Source organism: Rhizobium sp. AAP43, from assembly GCF_001296045.1.
Lineage (GTDB): Bacteria > Pseudomonadota > Alphaproteobacteria > Rhizobiales > Rhizobiaceae > Allorhizobium.
Window position 1 is genome coordinate 115,211 of record NZ_LJHS01000035.1, and the last position, 15,218, is coordinate 130,428.

The following is a 15,218-nucleotide window of genomic DNA, read 5'->3' on the forward strand; positions in this document are numbered from 1 at the left end:
AGACCTGCCATTGCGCCGGACGGAGAAATATCCTTCTATCACGGTCGCGGAGGACACGATGTTTACCAACCAGAATTTTCACCTGTCTCCGACGGGTGCCACGCTTGCCTATCACCATGAAGAGGCAAATGGCCTCCCGCGGGCTGTTGTGCTGATCTGCCATGGACTGGCAGAACATTCTCGCCGCTATGCACGCTTTGCCAAGGCCATGGCGGCTGCCGGCTGTCACGTCTATGCCCATGACCACCGCGGCCACGGCGCAACAAAATCAGCCGATTCGGCCCTTGGCCGGTTTGCCGCTCATGATGGCGTTGCCAAGGTCATCGGAGACGTCATGGCCATGCGCGATCTGGCCCTATCCAGACATGCCGGCTTGCCCATCGTTCTCCTTGGTCATTCCATGGGCGGGCTGATCGCCCTCAATGTTGCGGAAGAACATCCGACAGCATTCCAGGCACTGTCTGTCTGGAATTCGAATTTTCACCCCGGTCCCGCCGGTCGGATCGCGCAAGCGGTCTTGAAGCTCGAGCAGGCCTTCAAGGGCTCGGACGTTCCCTCGCTCATTCTCCCGATGGCAACCTTCGGCGCCTGGGGCCGTTCGATAGAAGGCCATCGCACGCCATTCGACTGGCTCTCGCATGATCCGGTCGAGGTCGACGCCTACATTGCCGACCCGCTCTGTGGTTTCGATGCCAGCGTCTCGCTCTGGCGCGCGATCTTCGAGTTGACCTTTCGGGGTGCCAAACCCGACAGCCTCGACAAACTGCCTAAATCACTCCCGATCTATCTGGTTGGCGGCGGACAGGACCCGGCGACCGACAAGGGCCGGGCGATCGCCTGGCTCGGCGAGACAATGAAGCGCCATGGTCTCTCCAACGTAACAGTCACCCTTTATCCCGGTATGCGCCACGAGACGCTGAACGAGATCGGATATGCAGTCGCGACAGCCGGTTTCGCTGCCTGGCTGGATCGCATCCTGCCTCAGGCACCCTCGTAGCCATGGCGGGGTCTTGCGTTTAGGGAATGATGCTATGAGAGAATATCGCGTGCGCCGACCCTGAGCCGCCGATATAGCTTCTTGGACCGCAGCAATTCTCATGGCCGACATCAATCTGGCACGGCCGGGCTCTAGACCATGCGCGACAGGAAGCCGATGACAACGACCTCTCCCGCCCCTCCGCCGCTATCCGGCATCCGCGTGATCGAGCTTGCCCGCGTACTCGCGGGCCCCTGGGCGGGCCAGATGCTCGCTGACCTCGGCGCAGATGTCATCAAGGTGGAGAACCCCGAAGGTGGCGACGACACGCGCGCCTGGGGGCCGCCCTTTGTCGAAGCCCCCGATGGCGAAAACCTCTCCGCCGCCTATTACCACTCGACCAACCGCAACAAGCGCTCGATTGCGGTCGACCTTAAGACGCCGGAAGGCCAGGAAACAGTTCGCCGCCTCTGCGCCACGGCCGATGTGGTCATCGAGAACTTCAAGCGCGGCGGCCTTGAGAAATACGGCCTCGACTATGAGAGCCTGAAGGCGATCAATCCGAAGCTCGTCTACTGCTCGATCACCGGTTTCGGCCACAACGGCCCCTATGCCGATTTCGCCGGCTACGACTACATCGTCCAGGGCATGTCCGGCTTCATGTCGATCACCGGCGAGAAGGACGGCGAGCCGATGAAGGCCGGTGTTGCGATCGCCGACATCTTCACCGGAATCTATGCCGTCACCGCGATCCAGGCTGCCCTGATCCATGTGCTGAAGACCGGCACTGGCCAGTTAATCGACATGGCCCTGCTCGACGTCATGTCGGCGGTCCTTGCCAACCAGAACATGAACTACCTCGTCTCCGGTCAAGCGCCTATTCGCCTCGGCAATGCCCATCCGAACATCAGCCCCTATGAAGTGGTGGAGACGGCCGATGGGCATCTGATTCTAGCAGTCGGCAATGACGGGCAGTTCAAGCGACTTTGCGCCATCCTCGGCATTCCGGACGTGGCGGAAGACCCGCGCTTTGCCACCAACAAGGCCCGGGTAGCCAACAAGGCCGAGGTCCGGCGTATCATCATGTCCGAGACGATGAAATGGCAAAAGCGCGACCTCCTATCCGCCTGCGAGGCGAATGCCGTTCCCGCCGGCCCGATCAACTCGATCGCCGAGATGTTCGCCGACCCGCAGGTCAAGGCCCGCGGCCTGAAGATCGAACTGACTGATGACAAGGGCACCGTGATACCCAGTGTCCGGACCCCCATCCTGATGTCCGGGACACCTCTGCGCTACGAGCGCCCGAGCCCGCGCATCAACGAGCATGGCGACGAAATACTGGCCGAACTGGAAGCGCTTGAAAGGAAGTCCCGATGAAGAGAACCGGCGGAGCCCTGATCGTTGAAGCCTTGAAGGCAAACGGTGTCGAGCGCGTCTCCTGCGTTCCCGGTGAAAGCTATCTGGCCGTGCTCGACGCGCTGAAGGACAGCGGCGTCGAGACGCTGGTCTGCCGGCAGGAAGGCGGCGCTGCGATGATGGCTGACACCTGGGGCCGCCTGACCGGCAAACCCGGCATCTGCATGGTGACCCGTGGTCCGGGCGCGACGAACGCGTCTGCCGGCCTGCATGTCGCCAAGCAGGATTCAATCCCGATGATCCTCTTCATCGGCCAGATCGGCCTTGACATGAAGGAGCGCGAAGCCTTCCAGGAAGTCGAATATCGCCGCGCCTTCACCGAGTTCGCCAAATGGGTCGGCGAGATCGATGATGCCCGCCGCATCCCGGAATTCGTTACCCGCGCCTTTGCCGTCGCCACATCAGGCCGCCCCGGCCCGGTCGTGCTGACGCTGCCGGAAGACATGCTGCTCGATGAAGTCGACGCCCCGCAAGCCAGGCCTTACACGCCCGTAGAGGCCCATCCCGGCCCAAGCCAGATCGCCGCCGTCGGCGAGATGCTGAAGACCGCCAAGCGCCCGATGGTCGTTCTCGGCGGCACCCGCTGGAGCGAGACCTCTGTCGCCGGCATCCAGGCCTTTGCCGAAAAATTCAAGCTGCCCGTCGGCTGCTCCTTCCGCCGCCAGATGCTCTTTGACCACCTGCATCCGTCCTACGCCGGCGATGTCGGCATCGGCATCAATCCGGCGCTCGCCAAGGAAGTGAAGGACGCCGATCTGCTGATCCTGCTCGGCGGACGTTTCTCAGAAATGCCGTCCTCTTCCTATACGCTGATGGACATCCCCTACCCGGCGCAAAAGCTCGTCCACATCCACCCGGACCCGTCCGAACTCGGCCGCGTCTACCGCGCCGATCTGGCCATCTGCGCGGCACCTGAGGAGTTTATCTCGGCCCTTGCTACCCTGGACGCACCCGCCGCCCCCACATGGGCCGAGCGCACTGCGACCATGCACGCCGCCTATCTCGCCTGGTCGACACCGCCCAAGGCAGGCCCCGGCGCCGTGCAGATGGGCCCGATCATGGACTGGATCGAAGCCAACACGCCGAAGGACGCGATATTCACCAATGGCGCCGGCAACTACGCCACCTGGCTGCATCGCTTCCATCGCTTCCAGGCCTTCAACACCCAGGCTGCCCCGACCTCCGGCTCGATGGGCTACGGTCTGCCGGCAGCCGTCGCTGCCAAGCAGCTGTTCCCTGAGCGTGAAGTGATCTGCTTTGCCGGCGACGGCTGCTTCATGATGCATGGCCAGGAATTCGCCACCGCCATCCGCTACAACCTGCCGATCATCACGCTCGTCATCAACAACGGCATCTATGGCACGATCCGCATGCATCAGGAGCGCGAATATCCGGGCCGCGTCAGCGCCACCGACCTGACCAACCCCGATTTCGCAGCGCTGGCCAAGGCCTATGGCGGCCACGGAGAAACCGTCGAGAAGACGGAAGACTTCGCCCCCGCCTTCCTGCGCGCCCGCGCCTCCGGCAAGCCTGCGATCATCGAGATCAAGCTCGATCCGGAGGCGATCACGCCAATGCGAACCTTGACTCAGATCCGCGATCGGCTCTGACGGGCCAACCTTCAAGCGCTCGCCAACGCGCACACGGCACAGGGGCGTTGGCGGTTTGCGACTGAAATCGAGCTTACTTCGCCTCCTGCAGTCCATGGCAGCCGGCGGCAACTGCATCGAAGGCATGCAACAAACCGGGAATGGCGAAGACCGCATAGGCGGAAGTGCTGTCGAGCTGAACGAAAATCACCCTGCCACCATACTGGCTGTCGATCAGTCGTACATCGGCGGCAAGCGATAAGGTCTGGCGGAGATTGACTTCCTCCGTCGACCATGGACCGAATACGAGGCCGATGGGTCTTTCAGTCACCGGTAGCGAAAAATATGGCGAAAGCGCCGTCACGCCGATGCCCAGGATGGAGAGAACGCCAGCCAGCCCATAGGCTGGCCAGGCTGGCATCGCTCCTGATTCAGGTTCCCCAGCCGTCGAAACGCCTGTGACGGCCATCAGCTTGCAATCCGCATTGGTCCGCTCTGGGCGTCCCCCGCCAGCTTGAACCGGGCAATCAATGCCTGAAGGCTCTCACTTTCGCCCGCAAGTTGGTCGGCTACTCGGCTGTTCCCCTCCACCAGAGATGTATTCTGCTGGTTGGCCTGATCGATGAGGTTGATCGAATTGTTGATCGATCCGAGCGCAAGCGATTGTTCCTGCGATGCCCCCGCAATTCCCTCGATCTGCCGATTAATAGTGACAACATCGTCGCGTATGGCCGTGAGAGTCTGGCCAGTCTGATTGACCAGGGAGACACCGTTCGTCACCTCATTTGAGGCCGTTTGAATGAGCGCCTTGATTTCCTTGGCAGCAATCGCGGATCGTTGCGCAAGTTCCCGGACTTCCTGAGCAACGACGGCGAATCCCTTGCCGCTCTCGCCAGCACGAGCCGCCTCAACACCAGCGTTCAGCGCCAAAAGGTTGGTCTGGAAAGCAATTTCGTCGATAACGAAGATCGTGTTCGAGATCTGCTTCGACGATTCCTCGATCCGTCCCATGGCATTGACAGTTTCCGCGACGACCACGCCGGAATGGACGGCATTGTCGCGCGCCTTGTCCGCCGCCAGCCGGGCCTCGCTCGTTCTTTGCGTGGCCTGATGAACATTCTGGGTGACCTCGTCCAGCGCCGCTGCCGTTTCCTCCAGAGAAACCGCCTGCTGGCTCGTGCGGCCGACAAGTTCGCTGTAGCCCTCCCGAATTTCCTGACTGCCTCTGTTCATCCGCTGGATGCGGTCAGATATCGTTCGGAGTGTCTCACGCAACTGTTGGACAGATGTATTGAAATCCTGACGCAGCCCTTCGAATTCGGTCGGGAAACCATGCCTGATCTCCCTGGTGAGATCCCCTTGTGCGAGGGCGCGCAATGCATCAGCCAAGCTGTCTACGACCGTCTTACGGTCCTGCTCAACCTTTGCCTTCAGCGCATCATTCTTGTTGCGCTCTTCCACGGTCATCCGGCGACTGTCCTCGGCGGCATTGGCCATCGCAACAGCTTTTTCAGTTGCAGCCTCGGCATTTGCAATCGCAGCGGCATTGGCAGCAATAGTCTGTTCCAGCTTTACCGCGGTCGCCATCAGTGGCCCGACCAGGATCGTGGCGATCGAAGCATGAATCAGCAGATGGTATATGGCATCCCCCCCAACAGAATCAGACCAGATGATCGAGGGAAGCACGAATGTCAGCACCGCATGGTGCATAACGATCAGAACATTGTAGACGAGCAGCGACCGCCAGCAGGCATAAGCAAGCAGATAGACGTTGAGCACAAAATAGATCATATGCGCTTCTTGCACATATTCAGGCGCGAGCCCTGTTGAAGCATAGGTCAAGAACATGACCTGGACAGCAAGACTCGTCGCAACAACAATCCGGCCAGGCAGATTGAAGCCATAAAGCCAGATGGCTCCATAACCGCAAACGGTCGCGATCAGCGCACCTGAAGTGGCGACCATCATGCTCCGTCCGGAGAGCCAGGCAACGAAGGATATCAGGATCGCCATGACGACCAACGTCGGAACATAGAGTTTCGTGGCTATCGCCCGTAGAGCGTCGATCGTGATCAACTGGCCGTGTGAACCATTTGGAGCTGCTGAAACAGTCATTGTCGCCTCGATAGAATTGAAACGGTGCCAACATTAATTACCGAAGGTTAATTTAGAATATCCAGCAACACCGCCACTCGCCGCTTGGTGATCCATAACGCACCCCGGCCCCAGCAGCCTTGGCAGATCAACGAGGCCATTTGTCTCGCTGAGACAGCCGACCAAAACGACAAAGGCCGGGATCTCTCCCGGCCTTTTCGTATTGTTCTACGTTTCTGAAAAATCAGATCGCAGCCGTGATGATGAACTCGACCAGATAGTCCGGGGTCGCGAGCGGCGCGCCGCTGGTAGCGCGGGCCGGCGGGTTCGCCGGATCGATCCAGGCTTCCCAGACGGCGTTCATTTCGCCGAAGGTCGACATGTCGGAGAGGTAGATGATCGTCTGCAGGATCTTCGACTTGTCCGTACCGGCCGCCGCCAGCAGGCGGTCAACTTCAGCGAGAGCCGACTTCGACTGCTCGGTGACGGATGCGCCTTCGCCAACCTGGCCGGCGAGATAGACGGTGTTGCCGTGGACGACGGCGCCGCTCATGCGCTTGCCGGGCTCGATACGCTTGATGGTCATGGGAAAACTCCTGCTTGAGGCTGGTTTAGAAAAGAAACGGGCCGGACTGAAAGGTCCGGCCGCTGGGGAATGGAAATCAGGTTCAGCCGCGCTGGCGCAGCGCGTGTTCGTAAGTGGCGGTCGAGCGCGCACCCGAGCGGCAGTAGCCGAGCATCGGTCGCTCGAACTCTTCCAGAGCATCGACCATATCAGCGACCGCATCCGGTGTTACACCCATGGGGCCAACTGGCACATGCTTGATCTTGAGGCCAAGTTCTTCCGCGCGCTTGGCAACAGCCGCAAATTCCGGCTGATCCATCTCTTCGCCATCGGGGCGATGGCAAACGATCGACTTGAAGCCAAGCGCCTTGACCGCGTCCACGTCTTCGACCGTGATCTGGCCGCTGACCGAATATTCCTCGTTGATCTGCCTGATGTTCATCGGCGCACCTCGTAAATTCCGTGGGCGAAACATCTACGACGGGCATGGAAAGGCGTCAATGACGCCGCAGTGCTTCCAGCGCCCCTTACACGAAGGAAAATGCCAGACCATAGTGACGGCCGGCGCCGGGCTCGAGCTGATAGAATTCGCCAGCAGCATCCAGGTCTCCGCGGTCGGCCAGCCGATGCGACACCGGCTCGATGCCAAGCACATGGGCGGGGGCCGCCTGGTTGCGCCAGATCTGGAGGTGCGGGAGCGTGTCAGTGCGAAACCGGACCTTCAGCGTCTTGGCCCCGATCGCCGCAATCGGCCCGAGCCGCAGTTCGGCCCAGCCGCCATGCCCGGCTGGCACGCAGAACAGGCCACGCTCACCCTCGCCAAACGCCCAGGGCAAGCCACCGCCCTCGATCATCGCGCCTTCGATCCGCGTTCCCGCGTCGAAATGCCGTGCACCAAGGTTCATGTGGTACATGTGGAAGACCGGGAACGCCGTGTCTCCGGTATTCACGATCTCGTCGGAGAGCTGCACTTCGCCGCTTTCGCCCTTGATCCGCCACTGACGTCGCAATTCGGCCAGTTCACCCCCGGCAAGACGAAGCGGGATCAGCGCACTGGCTGTGATATCCTCGCCCTCTGCCACAAATGTCAGTGCCTCTGCGGCATGCCCCGATGCCGACCCATGCAACGGATAAAGACCACCACCAGTCATGGCGGCCGGGTGACGGATATGGTCGGGTCCGCAGGTGAAGAGAAAGCCTTCCAGCGAATGGTCGATCCGCGGGTCACCATCGTCGGGGATGGCGCGGCCAGGAGCAAGATCCACGCCCTCAACGATGCAAGCGCCGATGTCGAACACGGACGACGGATCGAGCGCCAGTTTGGGACCCTTAGACCCCTGGAAGTAGATCATGCGAAAGCGCTCCGGCGGACACTGATACCTTGTCGAGATGACCGGTTTCGATGAGATCCTCGAATCCCTTCAACCCGCTGTCGAGCGAAGACAGATAGGCAATGTTGACGTTGCGCTCAAGCCAGCGCTGGAAGAGCTGCGCTTGCCCTTCCAGGCGACCGAACCGGGCAGCCCCCGCTTCCGTCAGAGACAACAATTCAAAACGCCGATCGGTTCGATCCCGCTTACGCGTGAGGTAGCGCTTGTCTTCCAGCACCCGCACAGCCCGACTGATCTTTGTCTTTGATAGCCCGCATCTGAGTGCGATCGCTTTCGCTGTGCCCGGAGACGATTGCCCCAGACACCACAGCACCTGCCATTCCGACCAGGACAATTCGTCTTCCGGCCCACATAAACTCAGGAAGGCCCGGTCGAGCACCTCCGCGAGATGCATGACACGATAAGGCCAGAACGCCTCCAACCGCATAGTCTCCTCCATGCGCCCTCCCTCGGCTTTTCCGGGCCCGTACGCCTCCCCAGACGTAGCCCTTCACTTTACGGTTTTAACCACAAGTTCACCATGAATTCATCTTTTCCATATTAGTGTCAAATTTCTAGCGTTTGTCGCGCGCACAGACGAGGAATCCGAATCGTGATCTCTATCAGGAAACTGGGCTTGATCCTGGCGGCAACGCCCGCAGCCCTTACCATTGCCCCGGCCGTAGATGCGCAATCATTCTATGATCGCCGGCAATCGCAGCAGACAGTCCTGGTCTCGCCGGAAGGCGATATTCTCGACTACATCCCGGAATCCGGCGAGGTTGCGATCAGTCGCGACCGTATGGGCCGCACCGTGCTCGTTGATCGTTACGGCAATCTGGTCGCAACAGAAATTCCAGCCGAGAGCTACTATCCGCCCCGTGATCGCGGTCGCAATCGCGATCTGCCCGGCGTTTACGATCCTTATCAGGACGATGCACCAGCGCAGCGGGGCTTTGGCGACGAGGTAACAACCGCCTCGATCCCTGATATCGAGCCCGTTGAACCGGGCAACGACGAGTTGCCTCAGGACATGCCTTATGGCGGGCCAGATTTGCCCCCGCCGGATGACATGGCACCGGCCAAGGTCGTGACGCCGGACATTCCGGTCAAGACGAACCTGTCGCGCCTCGAAATCACCGCTCTTCAGGTGTTTCTCGATCGTGAGGGCGTATCGCCGGGTGTGATTGACGGCAAGATGGGCCAGAACGTCAACAAGGCCATCGTCGCCTGGCAGCAGATCACCGGCGAGACACTCGACCCAAACAATGCCGAGGACATTCTTGAGCGCCTGCGCATGACCGGCGGCATGGCCTTGAAGAGTTACACCATCACGGCGGGCGATGCGGCTGGCCCCTATGTTGCCTCGATCCCGGAAGACTACGCCCACAAGGCGCAACTGCCGGCCATGGCCTACACCTCGACCGCCGAAATGCTCGCCGAGCGTTTCCACATGGATGAAGACTATCTGCGCGAACTCAATCCAGGCGTTGACTTCACCATACCCGGCACCATCATCAAGGTGACCGATCCGGGCGAGGTCAAGACCGGGAGCGTTGCCCGCATCGTGGCAGACAAGGGCCTGAAACAGGTGCTCGCCTATAGCGAAGATGGCAGCCTGCTCGCCGCCTATCCGGCGAGTATCGGCTCTGCCGATACGCCCTCGCCTTCCGGCACGGTGACAATTGAACGTATCGCCCTCAATCCGGGATACACCTACAATCCGAAGGTCAATTTCCAGCAGGGCAACAACACCAAGATCCTGCAGATCCCGCCTGGCCCCAACGGCCCGGTCGGTACGGTATGGCTTGCGCTGTCGAAGCCGACCTACGGCATTCACGGCACACCGGAGCCCTCGAAAATCGGTCGAACCCAGAGCCACGGCTGCATCCGCCTGACCAACTGGGACGCAACAGAACTGGCCAAGATGGTGAAGGCAGGTGTCACGGTCGAATTTATCGACTGACTGACCTGGCCTGCATCATCATTCGATGAGAAACAATCAAGCCGCGGCGACCACCGCGGTTTCTTTTGTTTTGAGTGCATGAAAAAGCCGCCAGCAATGCCGGCGGCCTTGTTTATAGCATTGAAGATCCTGGCATTCTATCAGGCGGCGCTGCGGACCAGCCGGAACAGCCGGCGCGGCTCGGAAGACCGCACGATCCGAACCGGGAGCAGACGCATGACCTCGGAAGCGAAGACCCTGGCGTTTTCCTGGGCCTTGTCGAGGTTGCTCACCTTCGCTGCATCCATGGAATACAGCGTGCCACCACAGTCGAAGATCTCGCGGAAGGCACTGCGCTCGGCAATCGGCGTATCGATAACGTTCACACCCCGTGCGGCCAGAAGACCCTTGATAGCGAGTAGTGCACGCGTCGTGACCATGGAGGTGACGCGTGTGAGTACGACCGAGTGCGGAATGACCAGATTGCCCGCGTCTTCCATGAGCTTGATCAGATCCAGGATCTGAGCGCCACCCCGGGCGTCCATGGCACAGCCCTGTACGGGGATCATGACGTGATCGGACAGGCCGATACCTGTTGTTACCATGGCATCGCGGGCACCGGCGAGGTCCATGATGATGTAGTCGTGATTGCGCGAGAGCTCGCGAATATGGCCCTGCACCGAAGCCACAGAAACCTCGGAGACGACTTCGATATTGCGCTGCGGACCGGAGATATCGTGCCACTGGGTGATCCAGCGCTGCGGATCGGCGTCGAGGATAGCGACGCGATAGCCCTGGTGTGCCAGTTCGGTGGCGAGGAGAAGAGCGGCGGTGGTCTTGCCTGCTCCGCCTTTGGCGTTTGCGAATGAAATGACTGGCATGCTGTGTCCCTGGATGTCGGATCCGAGCGGCTCATCGCTCTCAAGCAGTCACACATATCCGACTGCATATGTTCATCATTGCTAAACATGGTTAACAAATCGAAAACACGAGCCCAGCTACCCCTCCCTAATTTTTGGGAGGCACACCCAAAAAAGCCAGAGATTTCAGAGCGAAGAGAGGCGAACTTCACCAGCAGGAGCAGCAGACAGTCATCGGGGAAAAGTTAATTTCCACGATAAAAGCGGGCAAATGCACCTGCAACCGCCCGCTTTTGTGGTGTGAAAGGGAATCAGAAGCAGTCGGCGAAAAGCTGCTTCGTATTCTCGAGCGTCATGGCCATCGGGTTACCGCCAGCGCTCGGATCCTCGATCGCCATTGCCGACAGCTCATCGATCCGATCATTGGCGATACCCATGGCCGTGAGGTTCTCCGGCACATGCAACTCGGCGCGAAGCGCCAGTACATAATCGTAGAACCCGTCGAACCCACCCGCGATACCCAGATAGGCAGCTGCCCGCTCGATGCGGTCTTCAATGACGTGACGGTTGAACTTCAGTACCGGCGGCATGACGACGGCATTGGTCATGCCGTGATGGGTGTTGTAGACGGCTCCGATCGGGTGCGACAGTGCATGGATCGCGCCAAGCCCCTTCTGGAACGCGACAGCACCCATGGCAGCCGCAGACATCATGTTGGTCCGCGCTTCGAGGTCGGTCCCGTCCTTATAGGCGCGCGGCAGGAACTCCTTGACCAGTCGCATGCCTTCGAGCGCGATGCCTTGGCTCATCGGGTGGTAGAAGGGCGAGGAGTAGGCTTCGAGGCAGTGCGCAAACGCGTCCATGCCGGTGCCTGCCGTGATCATCTTCGGCATGCCGACAGTCAGTTCCGGATCGCAGATGACGACGCCGGGCAGGAACTTCGGATGGAAGATGATTTTCTTCACATGGGTTTCGGAATTGGTGATGACCGAGGCGCGACCGACTTCCGAACCGGTACCAGCTGTTGTCGGCACGGCAACGATCGGCGCAATGCCATCGGAATTGGCCCGCGTCCACCAGTCGCCGATATCCTCGAAATCCCAGACCGGCCGCGTCTGGCCGGCCATGAAGGCCACGCACTTGCCAAGATCGAGGCCCGAGCCGCCACCGAAGGCGACGACGCCGTCATGGCCGCCATCCTTGTAAGCCTTGATGCCGGCTTCCAGGTTCTTCTCGTTCGGGTTCGGATCGACATCCGCGAAGATCGCGCGGCCAAGGCCCGCCTCTTCCAGAACGTCGAGCGCCGTCTGGGTGATCCCCATCGGCGCAAGACCCCTGTCTGTGATCAGCAGAGGCTTCTTCATGCCGAGCGACTTGCAGGCCTCCGCCAGTTCCCTGATGCGGCCACGTCCCATCTTGATGGCGGTGGGGTAGCTCCAGTTCGCGACGATGTTCATTTCGTAACTTTCTTCAGATGGTAGGATTTCGGACGAGTGAGGTTCTGGAAGCCGAGCACGGAGAGCGAACCGCCCTTGCCGGTTTCCTTGACGCCGGTCCAGCACAGCGCCGGGTCGAGATAGTCGGCGCGGTTCATGAAGACCGTGCCGGTCTCGATGTCGCGGCCAATCCGGGCAGCGCGCTCGGGATCCTGGGTCCAGAGCGACGCGGTCAGACCATAGGGGCTGTCATTCATCAGCTCGAGCGCTTCCGCATCGCTCTTCACCTTCATGATGCCGACTGCCGGACCAAAGGTCTCGTCTTTCATGAAGGCCATGGAATGATCGACGTTGGTGAGTACCTGCGGCATGATATAGGCGCCACCGTCATCGGCGGGGAAAAGCTTCGGATCGACCAGCGCCTTTGCCCCCTTCGAAACGGCATCGGCGATCTGCTCGCGCACCACCTTGGCGAAACGCTTGTTGGCCATTGGCCCCAGTGTCGTTTCCGGATCGAGCGGATTGCCAAGCTTGTAATTCGACACCCAGGCAACAGACTTTTCGACAAAGGCGTCGTAGAGGCTCTCATGCACATAGATGCGCTCGATGCCGCAGCAGCACTGGCCAGAATTGTAGGTGGCGCCATCCATCAGCGTATCGACGGCAGCATCGAGGTCCGCGTCTTCCATGACGTAACCCGGGTCCTTGCCGCCGAGCTCAAGGCCGAGACCGGCAAAAGTGCCGGCAGCGGCCCGCTCGATCGAACGCCCGCCTTCGACCGAACCGGTGAAGTTGATGAAGTTGAAGTTGCCGGCCGCGATCAGAGCAGATGTCGTCTGGTGATCGAGGAAGAGGTTGACGAACACGTCGTCGGGAACGCCAGCCTCGACGAAAGCGCGCACCATGCGCTCACCGACGAGCAGCGTCTGGGTCGCATGCTTGATGACGACCGTATTGCCGGCCATCAGCGCCGGTGCGATCGTATTGATCGCCGTCATATAGGGGTAGTTCCACGGTGCGATGACGAAGACGACGCCATGCGGCTCCCGCTCGATGCGGCGCTCGAAGCTTGCACTGTTTTCCACGACCAGCGGAGCCAGTGCGTCGGCAGCAATGGCTGCAACATAGTTGGAGCGCTCGTTGAAGCCCTTGTACTCGCCGCCGTAACGCACCGGCCGACCCATCATATGCGCCAGTTCTGGCACCACCTCGTCCGACATCTCATTGAGGCGGGCAACGCCCTTCAGCACGAGCTGCACACGGTATTCAAGCGGCCGACGGGCCCAGGCCTTCTGCGCCTTGCGGGCACGCGCAACGGCCTCGGTCGCGGCCTCCAGCGACATGGCCGGCCGCTCGGCGTAGACCGATCCATCGATCGGCGAAATGCATTGGATCATCGTCATGATCGTCTTCCTGTGTTCTAGAACGAGATGACAGCGGCCGAAGCCGCCGTCCATGTTTCCACCCTTACGCCGAGGACTGTTGCGGCTCAATGCCGTCTTTGGTCACGCCCGTTCGAAGCCGCGCGCCACCTCCCAGTCCGTGATCCGACGGTCGTATTCCTCCTGCTCCCATTCGGCAGCCCGGACGTAATGATCGATGACATCGTCACCAAAGGCCGAGCGCAGCATGGCCGAACCATTGAGGGTTTCGGCTGCGGCACGAAGCGTCCGCGGAATTTCGCGCGCCTCCTTGGCACCATAGGCGTCGCCGGTGAAAGCGGGTTCGAGTTCCATCTTCTTCTCGATCCCATTAATGCCGGCCGCCAGCAGTGCCGCCATGGCGAGATACGGATTGAGGTCCGATCCACCGACGCGGCACTCGACACGGATCCCCTTTGTTGCATCTCCGCAAAGCCGGTAACCGGCCGTGCGATTGTCCTTGGACCAGATTGCCTTGGTCGGCGCGAAGGTTCCCGCCATGAAGCGCTTGTAGGAGTTTATATAGGGCGCCAGGAAATAGGTGATTTCCGAGGCGTGGTTGAGAAGCCCCGCCATGTAATGCTGCATCACCTCCGACATTCCATACTGACCCTTCTCGTCGAAGAACAGCGGCGTTTTGCCATCGGCAGACCAAAGCGACTGGTGGATATGCGACGAGGAGCCTGCGGCATTGTAATGCCACTTTGCAAGGAAAGTGATGGCCTTGCCCTTCGACCACGCAATCTCCTTGCAGCCATTCTTGATGATGACATGTCGATCGGCCATGGTCAGGGCGTCGGCATAACGAACATTGATTTCTTCCTGGCCGGCAGACGCCTCGCCCTTGGAATTCTCGACCGGAATACCGGCACCCTGCAGCCCCTTGCGGATCGCCCGCATGACGTCTTCTTCCTTGGTGGTCTGGAAGATGTGGTAGTCCTCGTTGTAGCCCGAGACCAATTTCAGGTCGCGATAGCCGGAAAGACGCGCCTCGTCATAGGTCTGGTCGAAGAGGAAGAATTCAAGTTCAGTTGCCATGAAGGCCTTCATGCCCATGGCTTCAAGTCGGGCGACCTGCTTCTTCAGGATCGCGCGCGGTGAATGCGGAACTTCAGCATGAGTGGCATGGTCGAGCATGTCGCAGAGAACGAGTGCCGTGCCTTCAAGCCAGGGAATGCGGCGAAGCGTCGAAAGATCCGGCTTCATGGTGTAATCGCCGTAGCCCTTTTCCCAGCTCGTCGCCTTGTAGCCGGAGACGGTTTCCATCTCCATGTCGGTCGCCAGCAGATAGTTGCAGCTATGGGTTTCCTTGAAGGCGCTTTCGACGAAGAACTCCGCCTGGAAGCGTTTGCCCATCAAGCGGCCCTGCATGTCCACCTGGCACGCCAGCACCGTGTCGATGCGCCCTTCGGCGACGTCTTTCTTCAGCTCTTCGAATGTGTAGGTGGTGGTCATCTGTGTGGTCCCATAGGTAGCCGACAATGCAACATCAGGCGGTAAAGCTAAGGAGGTTCGGCAGGCGCGGACCGATAGATGTCCGCGCCTG

General features: G+C 60.3%; 14 protein-coding genes. 4 read left to right on the forward strand and 10 right to left on the reverse strand.

The genetic code is table 11. The features are described from left to right. Window positions 1–58: 58 nt before the first annotated feature. The 3 genes from IP76_RS17530 (at window position 59) to IP76_RS17540 (ending at window position 4,002) form a co-directional block, all read left to right on the forward strand. Window positions 59–997 carry an alpha/beta fold hydrolase gene (locus IP76_RS17530; RefSeq protein WP_054159529.1) on the forward strand — a complete coding sequence of 313 codons (939 nt, stop codon included), beginning with the start codon at window positions 59–61 and terminating at the stop codon, window positions 995–997. Between the two features lie 156 nt (window positions 998–1,153). Then, window positions 1,154–2,353, forward strand: coding sequence for a CaiB/BaiF CoA-transferase family protein (locus tag IP76_RS17535; RefSeq protein WP_054159530.1), 1,200 nt, complete (start codon window positions 1,154–1,156; stop codon window positions 2,351–2,353). Next, on the forward strand, window positions 2,350–4,002 hold the full coding sequence (locus IP76_RS17540; protein ID WP_054159531.1) for a thiamine pyrophosphate-binding protein: 1,653 nt from the start codon (window positions 2,350–2,352) through the stop codon (window positions 4,000–4,002). Before IP76_RS17535 ends, IP76_RS17540 begins: the two co-directional genes overlap by 4 nt. Before the next feature lie 73 nt (window positions 4,003–4,075). Here IP76_RS17540 and IP76_RS17545 read toward each other — a convergent pair whose 3' ends face one another. The 6 genes from IP76_RS17545 to IP76_RS17570 form a co-directional block, all read right to left on the reverse strand. After that, complete coding sequence (locus IP76_RS17545; RefSeq protein WP_156318620.1) at window positions 4,076–4,402, reverse strand: hypothetical protein; 327 nt, start codon at window positions 4,400–4,402, stop codon at window positions 4,076–4,078. A gap of 47 nt (window positions 4,403–4,449) precedes the next feature. Then, complete coding sequence (locus IP76_RS17550; protein ID WP_082352590.1) at window positions 4,450–6,096, reverse strand: methyl-accepting chemotaxis protein; 1,647 nt, start codon at window positions 6,094–6,096, stop codon at window positions 4,450–4,452. A gap of 223 nt (window positions 6,097–6,319) precedes the next feature. After that, a complete protein-coding gene (locus IP76_RS17555) occupies window positions 6,320–6,661 on the reverse strand; it encodes a RidA family protein (RefSeq protein ID WP_054159534.1) in 342 nt (113 codons plus the stop codon). A gap of 82 nt (window positions 6,662–6,743) precedes the next feature. Beyond that, the gene (locus IP76_RS17560) at window positions 6,744–7,082 is read right to left on the reverse strand and encodes a TIGR01244 family sulfur transferase (RefSeq protein WP_054159535.1); all 339 of its coding nucleotides are present in this window, start codon (window positions 7,080–7,082) and stop codon (window positions 6,744–6,746) included. Window positions 7,083–7,167: 85 nt separating this feature from the next. Continuing rightward, the gene (locus tag IP76_RS17565) at window positions 7,168–7,992 is read right to left on the reverse strand and encodes a DUF4432 family protein (protein ID WP_054159536.1); all 825 of its coding nucleotides are present in this window, start codon (window positions 7,990–7,992) and stop codon (window positions 7,168–7,170) included. After that, complete coding sequence (locus tag IP76_RS17570) at window positions 7,970–8,470, reverse strand: MarR family winged helix-turn-helix transcriptional regulator (RefSeq protein WP_054159537.1); 501 nt, start codon at window positions 8,468–8,470, stop codon at window positions 7,970–7,972. The genes IP76_RS17565 and IP76_RS17570 overlap by 23 nt, the downstream gene beginning before the upstream one ends. A 210-nt stretch (window positions 8,471–8,680) precedes the next feature. Between IP76_RS17570 and IP76_RS17575 the strand changes: the two genes are divergently transcribed. Next, window positions 8,681–9,976 carry a L,D-transpeptidase gene (locus tag IP76_RS17575; protein ID WP_245281496.1) on the forward strand — a complete coding sequence of 432 codons (1,296 nt, stop codon included), beginning with the start codon at window positions 8,681–8,683 and terminating at the stop codon, window positions 9,974–9,976. Window positions 9,977–10,116: 140 nt separating this feature from the next. Here IP76_RS17575 and IP76_RS17580 read toward each other — a convergent pair whose 3' ends face one another. The 4 genes from IP76_RS17580 to IP76_RS17595 form a co-directional block, all read right to left on the reverse strand. Beyond that, window positions 10,117–10,836: a ParA family protein gene (locus tag IP76_RS17580; protein ID WP_054159539.1), complete on the reverse strand. Its 720-nt coding sequence runs from the start codon at window positions 10,834–10,836 to the stop codon at window positions 10,117–10,119. 290 nt (window positions 10,837–11,126) lie between these two features. Next, window positions 11,127–12,272, reverse strand: coding sequence for an iron-containing alcohol dehydrogenase (locus tag IP76_RS17585; RefSeq protein WP_054159540.1), 1,146 nt, complete (start codon window positions 12,270–12,272; stop codon window positions 11,127–11,129). Next, window positions 12,269–13,654, reverse strand: coding sequence for an aldehyde dehydrogenase family protein (locus IP76_RS17590; protein ID WP_054159549.1), 1,386 nt, complete (start codon window positions 13,652–13,654; stop codon window positions 12,269–12,271). Before IP76_RS17590 ends, IP76_RS17585 begins: the two co-directional genes overlap by 4 nt. A gap of 102 nt (window positions 13,655–13,756) precedes the next feature. Then, a complete protein-coding gene (locus tag IP76_RS17595) occupies window positions 13,757–15,127 on the reverse strand; it encodes a glutamine synthetase family protein (RefSeq protein WP_054159541.1) in 1,371 nt (456 codons plus the stop codon). Between the last annotated feature and the right edge of the window lie 91 nt (window positions 15,128–15,218).